The 19712-nt window shown below is 58.8% G+C and carries 13 protein-coding genes and 1 pseudogene; 5 read left to right on the top strand and 9 right to left on the bottom strand.

Annotated features, from left to right (window positions below):
- Positions 1 to 359: 359 nt before the first annotated feature.
- The gene (locus tag H4J77_RS06170; protein ID WP_182247511.1) at positions 360 to 1427 is read left to right on the top strand and encodes a low specificity L-threonine aldolase; all 1068 of its coding nucleotides are present in this window, start codon (positions 360 to 362) and stop codon (positions 1425 to 1427) included.
- A gap of 130 nt (positions 1428 to 1557) precedes the next feature.
- Here H4J77_RS06170 and H4J77_RS06165 read toward each other — a convergent pair whose 3' ends face one another.
- The 4 genes from H4J77_RS06165 to H4J77_RS06150 form a co-directional block, all read right to left on the bottom strand.
- Positions 1558 to 2571 carry a CNNM domain-containing protein gene (locus tag H4J77_RS06165; RefSeq protein ID WP_182247509.1) on the bottom strand — a complete coding sequence of 338 codons (1014 nt, stop codon included), beginning with the start codon at positions 2569 to 2571 and terminating at the stop codon, positions 1558 to 1560.
- Positions 2568 to 3944 carry a hemolysin family protein gene (locus tag H4J77_RS06160; RefSeq protein ID WP_182247507.1) on the bottom strand — a complete coding sequence of 459 codons (1377 nt, stop codon included), beginning with the start codon at positions 3942 to 3944 and terminating at the stop codon, positions 2568 to 2570. Before H4J77_RS06160 ends, H4J77_RS06165 begins: the two co-directional genes overlap by 4 nt.
- Positions 3945 to 4464: 520 nt before the next feature.
- Positions 4465 to 5913: an MFS transporter gene (locus H4J77_RS06155; protein ID WP_182247504.1), complete on the bottom strand. Its 1449-nt coding sequence runs from the start codon at positions 5911 to 5913 to the stop codon at positions 4465 to 4467.
- A 431-nt stretch (positions 5914 to 6344) separates the two neighbouring features.
- Positions 6345 to 6944 (bottom strand): YigZ family protein, encoded by a 600-nt coding sequence (locus H4J77_RS06150; RefSeq protein WP_182247502.1) that lies wholly within the window; start codon positions 6942 to 6944, stop codon positions 6345 to 6347.
- Positions 6945 to 7289: 345 nt separating this feature from the next.
- On the opposite strand from H4J77_RS06150, the gene H4J77_RS06145 reads away from it, so the two are divergent.
- Complete coding sequence (locus H4J77_RS06145) at positions 7290 to 8288, top strand: GlxA family transcriptional regulator (protein ID WP_182247549.1); 999 nt, start codon at positions 7290 to 7292, stop codon at positions 8286 to 8288.
- Between the two features lie 125 nt (positions 8289 to 8413).
- Positions 8414 to 8965, top strand: coding sequence for a cysteine hydrolase family protein (locus H4J77_RS06140; RefSeq protein ID WP_182247500.1), 552 nt, complete (start codon positions 8414 to 8416; stop codon positions 8963 to 8965).
- Positions 8966 to 9082: 117 nt separating this feature from the next.
- Here H4J77_RS06140 and H4J77_RS06135 read toward each other — a convergent pair whose 3' ends face one another.
- From H4J77_RS06135 to H4J77_RS06125, 3 genes are all read right to left on the bottom strand, one after another.
- Positions 9083 to 10882 (bottom strand): acyl-CoA dehydrogenase, encoded by a 1800-nt coding sequence (locus H4J77_RS06135; protein ID WP_182247498.1) that lies wholly within the window; start codon positions 10880 to 10882, stop codon positions 9083 to 9085.
- Positions 10883 to 11052: 170 nt separating this feature from the next.
- The gene (locus H4J77_RS06130; RefSeq protein ID WP_123887960.1) at positions 11053 to 12237 is read right to left on the bottom strand and encodes an acetyl-CoA C-acyltransferase; all 1185 of its coding nucleotides are present in this window, start codon (positions 12235 to 12237) and stop codon (positions 11053 to 11055) included.
- A gap of 53 nt (positions 12238 to 12290) precedes the next feature.
- The gene (locus tag H4J77_RS06125) at positions 12291 to 13625 is read right to left on the bottom strand and encodes an MFS transporter (RefSeq protein WP_182247496.1); all 1335 of its coding nucleotides are present in this window, start codon (positions 13623 to 13625) and stop codon (positions 12291 to 12293) included.
- Positions 13626 to 13858: 233 nt separating this feature from the next.
- On the opposite strand from H4J77_RS06125, the gene H4J77_RS06120 reads away from it, so the two are divergent.
- Together H4J77_RS06120 and H4J77_RS20315 are read left to right on the top strand one after the other, a co-directional pair.
- Entirely contained in the window at positions 13859 to 14956 is a 1098-nt protein-coding gene (locus H4J77_RS06120; RefSeq protein ID WP_182247494.1) for an FAD-dependent oxidoreductase, read from the top strand.
- A 647-nt stretch (positions 14957 to 15603) separates the two neighbouring features.
- A pseudogene (locus H4J77_RS20315) lies at positions 15604 to 16074 on the top strand (methyl-accepting chemotaxis protein); the annotation flags it as partial.
- A gap of 28 nt (positions 16075 to 16102) precedes the next feature.
- Here H4J77_RS20315 and H4J77_RS06110 read toward each other — a convergent pair.
- Together H4J77_RS06110 and ligA are read right to left on the bottom strand one after the other, a co-directional pair.
- Positions 16103 to 17122 (bottom strand): tRNA-dihydrouridine synthase, encoded by a 1020-nt coding sequence (locus H4J77_RS06110; RefSeq protein WP_123887956.1) that lies wholly within the window; start codon positions 17120 to 17122, stop codon positions 16103 to 16105.
- On the bottom strand, positions 17119 to 19491 hold the full coding sequence (gene ligA, locus H4J77_RS06105) for an NAD-dependent DNA ligase LigA (RefSeq protein ID WP_182247492.1): 2373 nt from the start codon (positions 19489 to 19491) through the stop codon (positions 17119 to 17121). Before ligA ends, H4J77_RS06110 begins: the two co-directional genes overlap by 4 nt.
- Positions 19492 to 19712 lie beyond the last annotated feature (221 nt).

Below are 19712 nucleotides of genomic sequence, written 5' to 3'. Positions count from 1 at the left end.
CACATTGCCAGCTTTTTGTTGGACCTCTTTAGCGTTTCTGTGGTGGTTTAATTTCCCCGCATACCCCGATAGGTGGAAAATGCATCTATCGAGGAATTTCTTATGAGCGACACACGCAGAAAATTCGACGACAGCTTCAAGCTGGAAGTCGTGAAGATGATCAAGGATCAGAGCAAATGGGGTCAGATGAATATTGTCCCTTAGCAGGCAGACCCACCCGCACGCGCACCGCCTGCCCGTCGCTAACGTCGAACTCGGCAAACAGGTTATGGGCTACAAGGACCAACTCACAGCCAAGCGTCTGGGTGGCTATATGTTAACCTCGCCCCTCTCCTTCCCCCACCATAGAGATAGTCTCCATGAATTTCGCAAGCGACAATCAATCTGGCGTATCACCAGCCGTACTCCAAGGGATTGTCGGGGCTTCTGTGGGGGTGGCGGGTTCTTACTCCAATGACCAATGGACGCAAGCTGCGGTTGCGCAGCTGTCTGCGGTTTTCGAAAAACCGGTACAGGCGTTTTTCGTGGCGACCGGGACGGCGTCTAATTGCCTGGCGTTGTCCGCGCTGGTGCAGCCGTGGCATTCCATTCTCTGTCATTCACAGGCGCATATCGCGGTTGATGAGCTGAGTGCGCCTGAGCTTTTTACCGGCGGTGCTCGTCTGGTGTTGATGGGTGACGATGGCGATAAGTTGACGGCGCAATGCCTAAGCGACACGCTGCAGTCCTTGCCCAAAGACCGCCCCCACAACCAGATACCCGGCGCGCTCAGTATCACGCAGTGTACTGAAAGTGGGCTGGTGTATAGCGTTGAGGAAGTGCGCGCTCTGACGGAGGTCGCGCATGCGGCTGACATGCGTGTGCACATGGATGGCGCTCGCTTCAGCAATGCGCTGGCAACGTTGAATTGCACACCCGCTGACATTACCTGGAAGGCCGGTGTCGATGTGCTCTGTCTGGGTGCCTCGAAGAACGGTGCCTTGGCGTTGGAAGCGGTTATCTTTTTTGACGAGGCGCTGGCAAAAGACTTCGATCTGCGTCGCAAGCGCGCAGGGCACCTGGTGTCGAAGGGTCGCCTGTTTGGTGCGCAAATGTGCGCCTGGCTCAAGGACGATCACTGGCTCACGCTGGCCCGGCACGCCAATGAGATTGCTCTGGCGCTTGAGCAATGCCTGCAGCCCTACCCCGCGATCCAGATCGCCTGGCCGGTTCAGGCCAACGAGCTGTTCGCTGTCATTCCCGTAGCGCTGTTCGAGCACCTCAAGGCACAAGGCGTACGCCTGAATGACTGGCTTCCAAACAGCGTGCCACAGGCCCTGGATATCAAGGCAGATCACCTGGCAGTGCGGTTCGTCACGTCATTTGAATCAGAGCTGGCAGAAGTACAACAGCTCCAGGACGTGCTGGCAGCGTACTTCGCGTCCTGATTACTTGGGTGGTGCGGGCGGCGCCAATCACACCGGGTGCACCGGGCGCAATGCGTTCACCCGCGCTTGAGCTGCGGAGCAACCGGCTATGGGTTGGTTAGACGCAGGCGACGAAGCGGGTTTGCGGCCATTAAGCGCTGGACGGCGCAGGCAGTACCCGTTTCAGAATGTCGGCCAGGGTTACCACGCCAAGCAGACGATTCTCCCTAACGATCAAAGCAAGCTGAACGCTCGATGTTCGCATGCGCGCCAGTGCGTCATAGACGGGAGTTTTTGCGTCGAGCACAAATGCTGTCCGGGCGAGCTCGTGCGCCGGACGAGTTTCCGGCTCAAGCAAGGTGTCGCGCACATGAACCACGGACGGCTGGATGCCCGCACCCAACACTAGAATACGCAAGTGCCCGGTCTGCATGGCTGTCGCGCGAACATCTGCCACCGTCGCATCCCGCTCAACGTAAACCGGCGCCTCGCCTTTAACCAGCAGGGCTTCAACGGCCAGCGTGCCTAGGTCGATCAAGCCTGAGAGTTGCTGCTGCATCTGCGGCATCAGCGTACCGACCTTTGCCGAATGCTCAACCAATTGACGGATGGTCGCGATATCCTGGCCGCCAACTGCAGCACTTTCTACGGGTTCGACACCCGAGGCCTTGACCAGGCGGTTGGCGATTCGGTTGACCCCACTCAGCAACAAACGCAAGGGCCAGATATAAATGCGTGAGACGACGCCAATCGCCAGGGCCGATTTTTCCGGGTGTGCAATAGCCCAGGACTTGGGCGCCATTTCACCGGCTACTAGGTGCAGGAATGTCACTAGAAACAGCGCAAGGCCAAAGGCTGTGCCAGCCGCGGCCCAATCGGGCAAGCCCCAGGCGATAAATACCGGGCCGAGCCAAACGTCGACCGCAGGCTTGGTCACCGCACCCAAAGCAAAGGTACATAGTGTTATACCCAGCTGAGCGCCGGCAAGCATCAGTGTCAGATCATTCATACCACGCAACGCGGCTCGAGCCGAAAGGCTGTTAACGGCCAGCTCTTCAAGACGATGCCGGCGAGCGCCGAGCAACGCGAACTCGATGATCACAAATAAGGCGCTGAGGGCGATCAGGACGATAGTCGCTATCGTGACGAAAAAGGGATCATTCATCGCTCTTCCTCCGCCATGGGGAACTGGACCAGTCGCACGCGAACTTCAGCGGGGATATGTCTTTCAATACGCAACACGTCAACTTCGAGTCGATACATCGTGGGTTCGTCGGCAACCAGCTCGGCAGGGTCGACCGGCAGGTCAATGCTGATAGTGTCGCCTTGCTCTGGCAGCGCGCCAAGCTCTGCGATGACCATGCCAGCAACGGTCTCCACATCAACGCGTGGCAGGTCATGCCCAATAATGCGCCTAACCTCGTCCAGGTGGACGTCGCCTTCCATGGTCCATGTGTCGTTACCCTCCGCTACGATAGCATCGCCCGCTTCAGCATCATGCTCGTCGGTGATCTCGCCGACAATTTCCATGGCAAGGTCTTCAATCGTCAACACCCCAGCGAAACCGCCGTATTCGTCGATCACGCAGGCCAACTGATTGGTTGTTTGCACCAACTGGTCCAGTGCATCTGGCAGCAGCATGAGCGTCGGCAGCACCTTGGCCGGTCGCATCAGGGACGCAACGGTCTCGTGTCCGCACCCCGAGTCGAGATGCGCCAATACGTCAGCAAGATGCACCACACCCACTGGCGCATCATCGTCATCAATCACCGGGTAGCGGGTGTGCGCACGCGCCATCAAACCACGCAGTTCTTGCAGCGTTGTTTCTGGCTCGACCCAGTCAACCTGTGAACGAGGCACCATCGCGTGTTCCACGTTACGCTGCGGAAAGTCGAGGATGCGATCCAGCATGAATGAAAGCTCACGGGGCAAATCCCCGCTGTCGCGCGAGTCAGCAATGATGTGCGGCAGATCGGTAGCCGAAGCACTGACGTCGAGGTCATGAATCGGCTCGATACGCAGCAACCTCAAGAGCAGGTTGGCAGACTTGTCGAAGAAGCTGATCAACCAGCCGAAGGCTGACATATAAAAGAGCGTGGAGCGGGCCAGGCCCAGCGACAGCGGCTCAGGATTGGCGATGGCGAGATTCTTCGGGTACAGCTCACCCACGATCATCTGGATGATCGTCGCCGCGACCAGAGTCAAGCCGGTTGCGACAGCCACCCTGGATTCAGCTGGAATACCGGTTACTGAGAGTAACGCGCCTAGCGATTCGCCAACGAGCGGCTGAGCAACATAACCCACGAGCAGGCCGGTGACAGTAATGCCCAGCTGCGCGCCCGATAGCATGAAGCTCGTACGCTTCGTGACCGCCAGTGCGCGCTTTGCCGATGCGTTACCCCCGGCAGCCAATGCGGCGAGCCGGGTGCGGTCAACCGCCATGTAGGCAAACTCTTGCGCCACAAAATAGCCATTTACCGCGATGATAGTGAGGACGACCAGAATACCAAATATAAGGCTAATGACAGGTTCGATCATTTGACTGCCACTCGCGATACAGAAAGGGCGAAGCGGCTGGGTGCTGCGGGGCTGGGGTCCACTAAGGAGTCCATGTTGATAACGGACTGTCAGAATATAGCCGAGTGCCCCGTGCCGTCCAGCCAGATAACTTTTACCATTTGTGACTGCCAGCGCTAATCAGCAGGTGATGAATAAACGGGACACATCAAGACCAGGGTCAGATCAACATTAATGCCTCTGGTCCACCTGGTTACTCTGCTCTAAGTGACTAACCACGGCCAAACGCCCTGCCCGCTGCCCCCCTGGCTCAGCGCACTGGAGAATCGACCAGTTCACATCCAGGCTATCCCCGCGTGATAAACAAAAGCAGTTCCTGCAACGCCTGACCGTGGCTGACGTCGAGCAGCTCGCTACCGAGCTCGGCAATCAGGTCACGTAGTTTGGCGTGCGATGATGCTCCCCCAATTACTCTTTTAAGCGCAAAAAAAAGAGGGCGCAATGCGCCCTCTGGGTAGTCACTTATGGCGTGATCGGTTTTTTAAACCTGTCTGTCCACCATATCCTTGCCCAGCCGGCGCCAGGTCAAAAAGAAGCACAGAGCGCTGGCAATGTAGAGGCAGGCCATTATAACCATGGAGGTTTGCAGGCTTTGCGCGTAGACCTGGCCACAGACTTCCTGCAGATTCTCGTTCAGCTGACCAACCACCGCGGGGTGACATTGGTTGCGCGCCAGTTCGCCAGCAGCGACCCCAAGCTCGGCGATGCCAGACTTGAAGAAGATGTCGGAGACTGCGCCAATGAACAACGGGCCAAAGCCGTAGCCAACCAGGTTGACGAGCAGCAGCATCACTGCCGTAGCCATGGCGCGCACACGCCCGCTGACCACACCCTGGCCGATAGTGTACTGAGCGGCTAGATAGCCGTATTTAACGAAGCCGCCGATGATCAGGCCGATGGCAGCGTAAAGCAGATTGTCGGTAGTGAAGGCAAAGATATAAAAGGGAACCGACAGTGCCAGACCCAGAGCCGGTACCCAGGCGATGGCGCCCGGGTGCTTCTTGTAAATCCTGGTCGCTAGCCAACCGGTGGCGAAGGTGCCAATGGCCGCGGAGAGGGCTACCGGTGTATTGATCCAGATCGCTGCCTGACCCGCGGTGATTTCGTAGGTACGCACCAGAAAGAGTGACTGAAACGAAGAAATGCCGTAACCACAGAACGCAGCAATGGTTGCGCCAGCGGTCATCAGCCAGAATGCAGGCTTGCCCATCAACTCGTGGATAGCCTCGCCCAGGCTGGCTCGCTCTTTTACCTCGGCTTGCCGCGGATCGGTGTAGCCGCGTGGCGGCTCCTTGACTGTGAATTTGAAAACAAGGGCGACCAGCAAGCCTGGCAAACCGACGACGAAAAAGGCCGTGCGCCAGTCGAACATATCGGTAACCCAGCCACCGATCAGGTTGGCCACCATGGTGCCGAGCGTAACGCCCATGGCGTAGAAACCCAGCGCCTGGGATCTTTCACGCGGAATGAAATAATCCGCGATCAGCGAGTTGGCCGGCGGCGTACAGCCCGCCTCGCCGATACCCACACCGACGCGACACATCAGCAAAATCCAGAACGCGCCGATAGTCATGGAGCCGATGGTGACTTCCGTCGCAAGGCCGCAAGCTGCGGTCATCAGCGACCAGAGGGCCACACAGATTGTCATGATCCACACGCGATGAGCGACATCGGCAAAGCGCGCTAGCGGAATACCCACGGCGGTATAGAGCAAGGCGAAACCGAAGCCAGTGAGAAGCCCAAATTGCGTGTCGGTAATACCAAGGTCCGGCACCAGATCGGGGCCGACGACCGCTAGCAAAGCGCGGTCAACAAAATTCAGGATGTAAATGAGGGTCAGTGCGAAGAGTACATAATTGCGGTACGCCTTGGACCCGTAGCCGACCAAATGGCCTTGGGTTCCCCCTTCTCCGCCAACGATGGCTCCCATGGATAACTCCCTTCTGAGTACATTGTTATTAGTAGACGCGGGTTGAAATCACGCGCTGATATTATTCGCTCACGAGCTGGACCAGCATATCGACATAGTTGAGCCGGTGTCGCACAGAATTGTTGTCTCTTTGTGACAGCTCACCTCACCACAACGCCTGCCATAACAGCGCACCAGCCGAAAGCCCTGGCCCGCGAGCCAAACAGCCATACTGGTGACCTGGCGCCAATCCATGAAGCAAATAGCAAGGTATCATCAGAGCGGCGCACCGCTGACGCTCAGCCGAGAGCAGTATGCGGACGATTCAGGCGTCCGCTTCTGGCCGAAGCAGCCGCCTCACACCATCCACAAAAAAGCCGGACCAACCGCCCGGCTTTCACCTAATGCCCCTACCCTGCGTGCAGCTACCCCCTATTGACCAAACCGCTGACTCAGTCGCCTGAGGACACTACGACCTCCCACCCAAGCTCGCCCCGCGTGATCGATAAGAGCTGCTCCTGCAGCGCGTCAGCTGCGGTAACGGGCAGGCTTATTTGCATGCGCACCGCCTGCCCGTGGCTTACATCGAGCAGTTCACCGCCAAGCTCAGCGATCAGGTTGCGGGCGACGCCTTCGTGGGCGTAGGCCAGTTCGCAGCAGAGTGTTTGGGTGGGGATGTGTTCGATTTTTTCGGCTTGCATTAGTGCCTGCGCGACAGCGTCGGTATAGGCACGCACCAAACCACCGGCACCCAGTTTGACGCCGCCGAAGTAGCGCACCACGGTGGCCAGCACGCCGTCCAACTGTTGGTGACGCAGTACCTCCAGCATGGGGCGGCCTGCGGTGCCCGAGGGCTCTCCGTCGTCTACTGCGGCGCTATGACCGCCCGCCAACAGCGCCCAGCACACATGGTTGCAACCTGGATGCTGCGCGCGCAACTCGTTTACCCGAGCCTGCGCTGCGGCGCGGTCAGCGATGGGTTCGACGCAGGCAAGAAAGCGACTTTTGCGGATTTCCAGCGTATGGGTGACGGGGTGAGCAAGACTGTACATAGCACAAGGATAACCCGGTAGCAGCGGTGTATACAGGGCTACTTTTCCAGAAGATAACAGCCAAATCGGCATTATAAATCTGAAAATAGCGCCAGCGGGTTGTGCTAGGCAACTTAGTACCAATTGCGATTTGTCAGATAGGTCTTTATTGACAGCTTGCGCGTATGACCAAGGTAGCCGTTATGGAACTGCGGTAACGCTTGATGCCGGCAAGGCCTAGTTTACTAAGCCATTTCAGCACCTAAAAAGAGTGCACAATGGCAGCCCTGTCGCACGCAACAGCCATAGCTGCGGCGACAGGGCGGTGAATGCTGAATGACATTAACAAAGGGGCTTTGGGTCTATATGCAAACAACACAGACTGTCGAGATCGGGCTGGTGCTTTATCCGGGCGCGCAGCAGGCGGCGGTGCTGGGGTTGACCGACCTGTTTACGGTCGCGAACCGTGAGGCGTTATCGCACCTGCAGCAGTCCGAGCCGCCGCTGCGGATAACCCACTGGCAGCAGAGCGAGGCTAGCGCCCTACCGGTGCGCGTCTTTGATAGCGGTTCAGACTCAGCTGCTCACTCTGTGCTGTCCGCACTGATCCTGCCACCTACGCTTAACGAGCCGATTAGCGCGGAAGAAACGCTTGTGCTCACCGGCTGGCTGCGTGAGCGGCATGCCGATGGCGTTGCCTTGGCATCGGTCTGCGCGGGTGCGTTCCCACTGGCGGCGACCGGGCTGCTGACAGGCCGCAAGATGACAACCCACTGGGCCTACGCCGAGCTGTTGCAGCAGCGCTATCCCGACGTGCTGGTGGATGTGGACCAACTCATCATCGACGATGGCGACGTGATTACGGCAGGTGGCCTCATGTCCTGGACCGATCTGGGCCTCAGGCTGGTAGATCGGTTGCTGGGGCCAACGGTCATGATTGAGACGGCGCGTACGCTGCTGGTCGACCCACCCGGCCGCGAGCAGCGCTACTACAGCCTGTTTTCCCCTCGCCTGACCCACGGCGACGCGGCGATACTCAAGGTACAGCATTGGCTGCAAGCCACTCAGGCCAAGGAGGTGGCATTGCCTGTTCTGGCTACGCAAGCGGGGCTGGAAGAGCGCACCCTGTTGCGCCGCTTTCAGAAGGCCACCGGCATGACCACGACCGAGTACTGCCAGCGGCTGCGCGTGGGTCGGGCACAGGAGCTGCTGCAGTTCGAGAAAGCGTCCGTGGAGCGCGTGGCGTGGGAGGTTGGCTATGGTGACGCGGGTGCCTTTCGCAAGGTGTTCACGCGTATCGTCGGCTTGTCGCCCAGCGAGTATCGCCGCCGGTTCAGTAGCAGTGCACGAGTGAGTCAGGCGTAAGTGACGACACCAGGTGAGGTAAGCACCAGTGTCGTTATTAACACCTGAAATGTCTTTACCGCCACTTATCAGCCAGCTGTTAAAGGCCGACCATGACGGCTATCCATCACCAGAGGTATTACGTCATGAAAAAAACCGGTTTGATTGTCATCGATCTGCAAAACGACTATCTGCCTGACGGCAAGCTGCCGCTGTCGGGCATCGAGGCAGCCACCGCCAACGCCGCCAAAGTGATCGCTGATGCCAGAGCCAAGGGCGTTATCGTATTTCACGTACGCCATGAATCAGTCAGCAGCGATGCCCCGCTGTTCGCAGCTGACTCCTCAGGCGCGCAAATCCAAACGCGCGTGGCGCCCATTGAGGGTGAGCCAGTTATCGTCAAGCGGGACATTAACGCCTTCCGCGAAACCGATCTCAAGCAGCAGTTGGACCAACATGGCATTGACGACATTGTGGTAATCGGCGCGATGAGCCACATGTGCGTCGATGCCTGCGTGCGTGCTGCCGTTGACATGGGGTACCCAGTCACGGTGCTGCACGACGCCTGCGCCACCCTGGATCTGGAGTTCAACGGGGTCACAACGCCTGCAGCCCAAGTGCATGCTGCCATGATGGCCGCCTTCGAGTTTGGCTACTGCGCCGTGACCTCGACGCAGGCCTACTTGGCGGCGGAGTGAGCAGCTAGCCGACGCCGGGCCATCCTGCCCACGAGCAGCCAATCCATAGCCAACTCACGCTACCCATAAAAAACCGGGCCCAAGGCCCGGTCGGTTTTTTATGTCACACCAACCGAATCAGAAACAATCCAGCGGCATATCCAGCGTGGTGCGATCTGCACTGCGCAGCACCTCTGCCAGCGCCAGCGGCTTGGGCAGTTCATAACGCAGGAAGTACTCGCAGGTGTTCAGCTTGCCCTGATAGAACTCGGGTTGCCGTGCGCCGCCGTCCTGCAGGCCTTTGAGTGCAGCTTGCGCCTGCCGCAGCCACAGCCAGCCGACGACCACGTGACCAAAGCACTCGAGATACAGATAGGCGTTAGCGAGGGCGCGATCAGGGTCGGTGTTCTTGATGGCTTGCAAGGCGCTGGTCGTCTCTTCCAGCGTGGCAAGGGCGTTGCTTAGCAGCTCGGCGCTAGTCTTTAGTTCATCACTGCCGCGGGTGGCTTCGAGGGTGGCGCGAATGCGCTGCAGCAGTGCCTGGTAGTGTTGCCCACCAGCCATGCTCACTTTGCGGCCCAACAGGTCCTGGGCCTGAATACCGTGCGTACCTTCGTGGATCGGGTTTAAACGATTATCGCGGTAGAACTGCTCGACCGGATATTCACGGGTGTAACCGTAGCCGCCGTGTACCTGAATCGCCAGGCTGTTGGCCTCCAGGCAGAACTGCGAGGGCCAGGATTTGACGATCGGCGTGAGCAGGTCAAGTAAGCCAGCGGCGGTTTCGCGTTCCTCAGCGCTGGGCGCGTGCTTCTTCTCATCCACCAGGGTTGCGGAGAACAGACAAAGCGACAAGCCGCCTTCTACAAAGGCTTTCTGCGCCAGCAGCATGCGGCGTACGTCGGCGTGCTGAATCAGCGGGATCATCGGGGTGGCCGGATCACGCTCAGTCATCGAGCGACCCTGGGTGCGGTCACGGGCGTAGTCCAGCGCGTGCAAGTAACCGGTGTAGCCCAGCATGACCGAGCCCAGGCCAACGCCAATGCGCGCTTCGTTCATCATGTGGAACATGCCAGCCAGGCCGTTGTGCGGCTCGCCGACCAGATAGCCGACCGCCCCGCCCTTCTCGCCAAAGTTGAGCATGGTCGAGGTGGTGCCGCGATAGCCCATCTTGTGGATCAGGCCAGCCAGGATGACGTCGTTGCGCTCACCCAGACTGCCGTCTTCGTTGACCAGGAATTTAGGCACGATAAACAGCGAGATCCCCTTGGCACCGGGCGGTGCGTCGGGCAGCTTGGCCAATACCAGGTGGATGATGTTTTCGCTCAGTTCGTGGTCACCGGCAGAGATAAAGATCTTGTTGCCGCTGATGCGGTAGCTGCCGTCATCCTGCGGTACGGCGCGCGATTTGATGTCACCCAGCGATGAACCCGCGTGCGGCTCGGTCAGGCACATGGTGCCGAAGAAGCGGCCAGCCATCATCGGCTCGGCAAAGCGCTGTTTCTGCTCGTCGGTGCCGTGGGCCATGATCAGGTTGCTGGCGGCGATGGTCAGACCGGCGTAAGCCTGGGTGCTGACATTGGCGCCCTTGATCAGGCCGATACAGGTCTGCGCGACCACTGCCGGCAGTTGCATGCCGCCGCGCTCGTAATCCTGCGAGGCGGCCATCAGGCCGGTTTCGCGCAGTACCTTGAGGGCTTCGGCTACTTCCGGACGCATGACCACCTTGCCGTTTTCAAAGCGCGGCTCGTCTTCATCGCAGGCGTGGTTGTGCGGGGCAAAGGTTTCGCTGGCGACTTTCAGGGCCAGCTCGATGGCGGCATCAAAGGTATCGCGGCTATGGTCTTCATAGCGAGGAAACTGGCTAAAACGTTCGATATCCAGCAGTTCGTAAAGTAGAAACGCCAGGTCGTCGGTGTTGATGATCTTCTGGGACAAGGAAAAATTCCTCCGGAATTTTTAGCGGCAAGCCATAAGCGGCAAGCGCCAAGTAAAACCTTAAAAGCAAAACCCGAGCGAGGCCCGGGTTTGCTTCTAGCTTCTAGCTTCTAGCTTCTAGCTTCTAGCTTCTAGCTTTCAGCTTGCGGCTTGTAGCTTGCCGCTGCGGTTTAAACGATCTCGAATAGACCGGCAGCACCCTGGCCGCCACCGATGCACATGGTCACGACCACGTACTTGACGCCACGGCGCTTGCCTTCGATCAGCGCATGGCCAACCAGACGTGAACCCGTTACGCCATAAGGGTGGCCGATAGAGATGGAACCACCGTTAACGTTCAGGTTTTCCATCGGAATGCCCAGACGCTCGGCGCAGTAGACAACCTGTGAAGCAAAGGCTTCGTTCAGTTCCCACAGACCGATGTCGTCCATTTTCAGGCCGTTACGCTCCAGCAGACGCGGAATCGCGAAGACCGGGCCAATGCCCATTTCATCAGGCTCGCAACCGGCAACTGCAAAGCCACGGAAGATACCCATCGGCTTGATGTTCAGTTGCTCAGCAACCTTGCTGTTCATCACGGTGCAAACAGACGCGCCGTCGGACAGTTGACTGGCGTTACCGGCCGTCACAAAGTTGCCTGGACCGCGCACTGGCTGCAGGCTTGAGAGGGCTTCCAGCGTGGTGCTCGGACGGTTGCACTCGTCTTTAACCAGTTTGACTTCCTTATCGGTAATCTCGCCAGTTTCCTTGTTCTGCACCTTCATGATGGTGTTGTAGGCGACGATCTCATCGTCAAACTTGCCGGCTTCCTGGGCTGCTGCGGTGCGCTGCTGGCTCAGTAATGCGTATTCGTCCTGCGATGCACGGCTGACGTTGTAACGCTGGCCCACGATGTCGGCGGTTTCGATCATCGACATGTACAGCTCAGGCTTGTTCTTCATGAGCCATTCGTTGGTGCCATGGAACATGTTCAGCTTGTCGTTCTGGCACAGGCTGATGGACTCAACGCCACCGGCAACAATGGCCGGGATCTTTTCGCTGATAACCCGCTGCGACGCAATGGCGATGGACTGCAGGCCTGAGCTGCAGAAGCGGTTGATCGACATACCTGCGGTGGTGACCGGCAGACCGCCACGGATGGCCGCCAGACGGGCCATGTTTTTGCCCTGAGCGCCTTCATGGAAGGTCGCACCGAGGATCACATCTTCAACCAGGGAAGGATCGATACCGGCGCGCTTGACCGCGTGCTCGATAACGTAGCCAGCCATGTCGACACTGTGCGTGTTGTTCAGCGCACCGCGATAGGATTTGCCCAGAGCCGTACGGGCCGTGGATACGATAACTGCGTCAGTCATGTTTATTGCTCCTGTTTAAAGAAATAAGTCAGCCGGCACTGCGAGTCAGCGACTCAAGCAGGCTGTTCCTGATTTTGGCTCCAACTTTCCAGTGTGTCGCGCGCCTCTCGATAGGGTTTGAGTCCCATCCAGAGCAGGATGATAGAGCCCACTGTAATCACGCTGGCCACAATGAAGATGGAGTAACGAATCGCCATGTCGTCCGCGAATACGTAGTCGGTGAACATGGCGACGGCGGTCGGCCCAATACCCAGACCAATCAGGGTGATGGTAAACAGATAGATCGCCGAGGCCTGCCCGCGCATGGCGTTAGGCATGATCTCCTGAATGGCGGCCGGCGCCACACCAAAAGGCATAGCCACGGTGAACACGTTGAAGAACATGATAGCCCACAGCAACGGCATGTTATCGACCAGGAAGACTACGTTGCACAGCAGCGTCAGTGCCGCCGCCAGCAGACCTACCCGCATATTGGCATCACGATAGCCGCGACGGGCCAGATAATCCGCCAGGCGGCCGCCAAAGACGATACCCGTGGAGCCAGCGACCATCACCAGGCTACCGTAGTAGATACCCACTTCACCGGCCGTGAGGCCATGGGTACGGATAAAAAAGGTTGGAATCCAGGCCGAGGCACCATACGAGGCAAACGACAGACAGGCAAAACCGAAGTTGTGGCACAGCACCGCCTTGCGGATGGTCAGCAGATAGGCGCCCACTTCCTTCAGCGGCACGGCCACACCGGCGCCCACGCCCTTGCGAGTCGGCTCCTTGATGGCCAGTAGCACCAGGCAGAACATCAGACCGGCGGCGCCCAGCACCAGAAAGATCAACTGCCAGGGGCGTACTATACCCAGCACCGGCAGCGTCATCGGACCCTGCGCGTTGGCCCAGGTAACCACGATGCCACCGAGCAAAAAGGCCATGCCGGCACCGAGGTAAATACCCATGGCGTACACGCTGATGGCCGTGGCGCGGCGATCAGCCGGGAAGCTATCGGCAATCAGCGAATAGGCGGCTGGCGACAAGGCCGCTTCACCCGCACCGACGCCAATACGGCAAAGGATGAAGTGCCAGTACTGCTGCGCCAGACCGCAGGCAGCGGTCATCAGACTCCAGAAGGCCACGCCCCAGGCAATCAGCCCGCGGCGGCTCTTGCTGTCGGCGATGCGGCCCAAGGGGATACCGGCAATGGTATAGAAAATGGCAAACGACAGGCCCATCAGCAGGCTCATCTGGGTATCGTTGATGCCCAGGTCGGCGCGGATTGGGCCAACCAGCAGATTGAGGATCTGGCGGTCAACAAAGGAAAGAACATAGGCCACCAACAGGATACCAACGGTACACCAGGCGCGGACGGTTGTCGGATAACGAATCTGGTCGTTCACTCTACGCTCCCTTTTTGTTTGTATTTGGAGTTATCAGTTTGCAGACTATCAGGTTCGCACAGCGAAAGTCGATTTCGAAATACGCGCATTAGTAAGCACAATGCGTACTTATCAATGGGGGCTATGTGCGTAACAAAGTGCTATCAGCGTAGCCGGTGAAATGCAGGCCGACGACCCAATCCGACCAGCTGTGCACACTTCCCCTTGCCGCCCACAGCAGCTAGTCTTCAGGCATGCAAAAAAACACACCTAACGCTCCGCTGGTATTGGTTGGTGCGGGCCATGCTCATCTGGTAACCCTGGGCCAATGGGCGGCCAAGGGCTTCAGTGCACCTGCCGGTAGCCTGCTGATCAATCCCGATCCGCATGCCTGGTACTCAGGCATGATGCCCGGACTGATTGCTGGTCGCTTTCAGCCTGAGCAGTGCCGCATTCCCCTAGCTCCGCTCTGCGCGGCCAGCGGCCTTGAGCTTGTCTGCGCTGCCGTCAGCTCGATTACGGCAGACAATAGTGCGCTTGAATTGGCCGACGGGCAGCGCATCGCGTTCGACACGCTGTCACTCAACAGCGGTGCTAAAGCACCGGTGCTCTTCGAGCAGGACCAGAGCCTGGCGCTAATCGGTGCCAAGCCCTTCCCACACTTTATCCGCCAGTGGCAGCAATGGTTAACCACCCCACCCCGCCAACTCGCCATCGTTGGTGCTGGCGCTGCCGGCTTTGAGTTAGCTATGGCCTTACGCATAAGCCTGCCCGGCACACAAATCGACCTATTCAGCAGCGGTACACTGCTGGCTAGTCATCCGCCGAGGCTGGCGCGACTGGCCAGCAACCGGCTAAGAAAAGCGCAAATCACACTCCACGAGCACAGCCCAATTGATCGCATCACCAGCGGACAGCTTTATGTTAAGCAGCAACCGGTACTGCAACCGCAAGCCGTGATTCTGGCCACAGGCACCGCCGCGCCGGATTGGCAGCAACACAGCGGACTCAACTGTGATACCCAGGGCTTTATCCGTATCGACTCACACCTGCGAAGCCTCGACCACGACAACATTTTTGCCAGCGGTGATTGCGCCAGCCTGCCGCAAACGCCCCACTCTGGCGTCTATGCTGTAAGGCAAGGCTCGGTTTTGGCCGATAACCTCATTGCTCACCTGCAGGGCAGCCCACTGGGCAGCTTTCAACCGCAGAGCAAGGCGCTGGCTCTGCTGTCTTGCGCCGACGGCCGTGCACTACTGAGTTATGGCCCATTGGCGAGCGAAGGCAAACTGGCGGGACGCTTTAAAGACTGGCTGGACCTACGCTTCATGCAGCAACAGCGACTGACGTAAGGACAGCTTGATTGAATTGCACCGCAGGCAATGGCCTAATGACTGCCAGCACGCCTGTGTTAACAACAATAATGAGCAGTAGCGGTACCTAACGGACTATAACAATGCAAACAGGATTCATCGGCAAGGTCGCCCTGGCCATCATTCAGGCTGGCATGCTCGCCTGGCTTTTCTACAGTCACGGCGGCGATGCGGTAGCCCCTGCACTGGTACTCTGCATTATTCCCTGGCTAGGCCTGCCCTGGCGCTATCCACCAGCGGATCAGCCAATGGCAAAGGATAACCTGGCAGCCACAGAGACGATCAGGCAGCAAGGCCTGGCCGACGCAGAACAGAACAAGCAATATGCAGATCGTCTCGAGATTCTCGCGCACAACGCCAAACAACTGGCTCTCAGCCTCACTGCGCCGTGCAGTGAACTGGAGCAACTTCACAATCAACAGGCATCAGCCCTGCAAAGCCAGGGTGCAGCGCAGCAGTTGCATGCCGATACCACCGAGTCTGTCAGCCAGGTGCGCAGTGCAAACGCGCTCAACCGACAAACGCTGAGTGAGTGCGTCATCCTGAGCCAGAGTCTGACACTGCATAGCGACAACAGCCTGCAATTGCTTGCTCAACTGCAGGAGCAAAGCGCGCGAATCAGTCAGGTAACCCAGGTGATTGATAGCATTGCCAGCCAGACCAACTTGCTTGCGCTGAATGCAGCCATTGAAGCCGCGCGTGCCGGGGAAAGCGGTCGTGGCTTCGCGGTGGTCGCCGACGAGGTTCGCGCATTGGCCACCCGTACCACCAAGGCCACCGCAGAGGTGGGCGAGATTATCGAACAGATGAATCTGCAGACGGGCAAAGTGGATACCGAAATCAATGCACTCGGTAATCAGGTACAAAAAACCAACCTGCTAATCGAACAAGCCAGTACGCAGGCAGAGACAACCGAGCAGTTGAGCGATACCGCGCTGCAGCAATTGACGCAGGTTGAGCAGCACCACGCGGAACTTGGCCATGCGCAGTTGGCAGAGCAACTGTCGCAACTACAGAACGACCTGCAGCAAGGCCAGCACAGTCTTGAGCAACTCAGCTTTGAGATGGGCCAATTGAGTGCAGAGCTTCAAGCCTGATTGCCGGATGACTAGCGGGGCACTGGCCTCAGGCGCAGCTCTGCACTATTGGCTTTTGCTCGCTCAGTGCCAACAGTGTTTGCGCTTGGTCTGCGCCTGCAGCCAGCGCATCCAGACAACGACTGATCGATTCTGCATTCGTCTCACGGCGCAGCGCATCAAATAGCGGCTTGGCTTCGGCATAGGTCAATCCCAGCATGGATAACCACTGTTTCAGCCTGCCCGGTGCATGCCGATCCACTACCCGCTCGCGGGTCTGCTGAAAGAAATCGGCAATCCAGGGCAAGAGGCTGGGCCAAGGCGCCATAGCCGTATCAGCACAATCGGCTTGGCGAATCTGCCGGGCCAGATCAGGCCGCCGCACCAGCCCGCGGCCAATCATCACCCGTTCGCAGCCACTAATGTCGCGAATCTGGCGATAGTCCTCGGGCGTCCAGACATCACCATTGGCGATCACCGGCACGCTGACCGACTCACGGATACGCGCCAGCCACTCCCAGTGCGCTGGCGGTTTATAACCTTCAACCTTGGTCCGCGCATGCACCGTGATTTCGGCCGCGCCACCCGCCTCCAGCGCGGCAGCACACTCCAGCGTCAATCCGGTATCGCTATAACCCAGGCGCATTTTTGCGGTAACCGGAACAGACGCGGGCGTAGCCGCTCTGACACTGGCTACAATCTGTTGCAGTAGCTCAGGTTCGCGCAGCAGGCTGGCACCACCGCGGTGTCGGTTCACCGTCTTGGCCGGGCAGCCAAAATTCAGATCAATCGCTGGCGCTCCCAGACTTGCCAGCAACGCTGCGTTCTCACCCAGCCAGTGAGCATCCGAGCCAAGCAACTGTGGCCGTACCGGCACCCCGGCACGGGTTTTCCAGCCATGATCCATTTCCGGCACTATGCGCTGTAGTGTGCCGTGGTTAAGCAGCCCGGTCGTCACGCGGATGAACTCGCTGACACACCAGTCGATCCCGCCAATGCGGGTAAGAATATCGCGCATCGGCGGATCAACCAGGCCTTCCATCGGCGCCAGTACAATAATCTCGCTCATGGCTGAATGCCGTGTTCAGCCAGCAGACTCAGCAACCCTGCTTCATCCAGCACAGCCACACCCAACTGCTCGGCCTTGGCCAGCTTGCTGCCAGCGCCCGGCCCGGCGACCACGCACTGGGTTTTGGCCGATACACTGCCAGCCACCTTGGCGCCCAGACTTTCCAGGTGCACCTTGGCAACATCACGTGGCATAGCCTCCAGGGTGCCGGTCAGCACCCAGGTCTGGCCTGCCAGCGGCAAGCTGTCTGTCTCGGCGCGCGCCGACTCCCAGTGCATGCCGAAGTCACGCAACTGCTGCTCAACGGCAAGCGCCTGTGCACGCGCCTGATCATCCTGCGCAAAGGCCCGCAGCTCCTTGATGGCTTTATCGTTCAACCGCTCGACCTGCTTGAGATCGAGCCAGTCGGCAGCAAATATCGCTGCAAGACTGCCAAAGCGCGCAGCTAGTCGCTCGGCACCGGTCTTGGCAATATGCGGGATATCCAGGCGCGCCAGAAACTCGGCGAGCGACACACTGGCCGCGAACTCCGCGCCCAGCTCGCCTGTTTCCTTGGGCGTTACACCACGTGCCAGCAATTGATCGATGACCTGCTGGTTATGCTCGTCGGCAAAGAAATTATGGATCTCGTAAGCCACTTCGGCGCCCACATCCGGCAGGTACACCAATACCTGTGGTAATGCCTGGCGAATGCGCTCTAGCGAGCCCAGCGCACGTGCCAGCAACTTGGCGGTCTCTTCACCCACATCAGGAATGCCCAGCGCGTAGATGAAGCGCGCCAGTGCAGGTGCACGGCTATCGGCAATGGCCGCCAACAGGTTACGGCTGGACAGCTCGGCAAAGCCGTCCAGTGCCAATACCTGCTCAAAAGTCAGTTGAAACAGATCCGCAGGTGATGCGACCAAGCCGGTATCCACCAACTGTTCGACGCTCTTTTCGCCCAAGCCGTCGATGTCCATCGCTTTGCGCGAGACAAAATGAATGATCGACTGCTTCAGTTGTGCCTGACAGGTCAAGCGACCAACACAGCGATAGACCGCACCGTCCGAGGTGGTTTCCCGCCCCTTGCCCCGTTTGACCAATTGGGTGCGTTCGACCGCAGAACCGCATATCGGGCATTCGCTAGGCACGTCAACCGGGCGGGCATCCGCCGGACGACGCTCGCTCACCACCTGCATGACCTGCGGAATAACATCGCCGGCGCGACGGATGATCACGGTATCGCCGATCATCACACCCAGGCGGGCCACCTCATCCATATTGTGCAAGGTTGCGTTGGAGACGGTCACACCCGCGACCTGAACCGGTTTCAACCGCGCCACCGGCGTAATGGCCCCGGTGCGCCCAACCTGAAACTCGACATCCAATAACTCGGTTAACTCCTCGGAGGCGGGAAACTTGTGGGCAATGGCCCAACGCGGCTCACGCGCTCGAAAGCCCAGCTCACGCTGGTAGTCCAACCGATTAACCTTGAACACCACCCCATCAATCTCGTATTCCAGAGCAGCCCGTCGCTCACCAATATCACGGTAATAGGCCAGACAACCGGCGACGCCCTGTACCTGCTTGAGCTCGCGGCTAATGGTCAGGCCCCACTCCTTGAATGCCTGCAGAATGCTTACCTGAGTCGCTGGCAGCTCGCCCTCGACCCGGCCAAAACCATAGCAGCAGAACTCCAACGGACGACTGGCAGTGATGGCGGGATCAAGCTGACGCAAGCTGCCAGCCGCGGCGTTACGCGGATTGGCGAAGGTTTTGCTGTCGTTAGCGCGCGCGGCCTCATTCAGCGCCTCAAAGCCCGCCTTACTGATGAACACCTCACCACGCACTTCCAATACCGCTGGCCAACCCTCGCCGCGCAGCTTCAGCGGCACATTGCGAATGGTGCGCACGTTGCTGGAGATATCCTCACCGGTACTGCCATCACCGCGCGTTGCGCCCCGCACCAGCAACCCGTTTTCATACAGCAAACTGACTGCCAGGCCGTCCAGCTTGGGCTCACAGCAATACTCAACCTCGGCACCGTCACCGAAGAGGTCGCCAGCTGGCAGATCCAATCCCTCACGCACCCGGCGATCAAAGTCGTGCATGTCCTGCTCGGCAAAAGCGTTACCCAGGCTAAGCATGGGTACTTCATGCTGCACTTCGCCAAAACCACCCGCCGGCGCCCCACCCACCCGCTGAGTGGGTGAGTCCGGCGTAACCAGGTCGGGATACTCCGCTTCAATACGCTTGAGTTCGTTGAACAGGCGGTCGTACTCAGCATCCGGTATGGCGGGTTCATCCAGCACGTAGTAATTATGGTTGTGCTGGGCAATCTCGTCGCGCAACGCAATAGCGCGTTCGGCGGGCGTGGTGTGCTGAGTCATGGGTAACCGAAGTGATGGGAAACAGGCTGTTGATTGTAACCAAGCCAGCCGCACGCGGCGAGTGCCACCGCAGCCGCAGCCGCAGAGCTGCAAGCCTCAAGCTTTAAGCGGCAAGCTAAACCAAAAGCAGCAACCACTGCCAACCGGCGGGGTTTGCTTCTTGCTTCTAGCTTGAAGCTTGCGGCTTGTAGCTTGAAGCTTGAAGCTTGAAGCTTGTGGCT

It is taken from the genome of Pseudomonas sp. 5Ae-yellow, from assembly GCF_014077575.1.
GTDB lineage: Bacteria > Pseudomonadota > Gammaproteobacteria > Pseudomonadales > Pseudomonadaceae > Halopseudomonas > Halopseudomonas neustonica.
The sequence above is the reverse complement of the archived record's forward strand: the minus strand, read 5'-3'. Positions and strand labels throughout refer to the sequence as shown.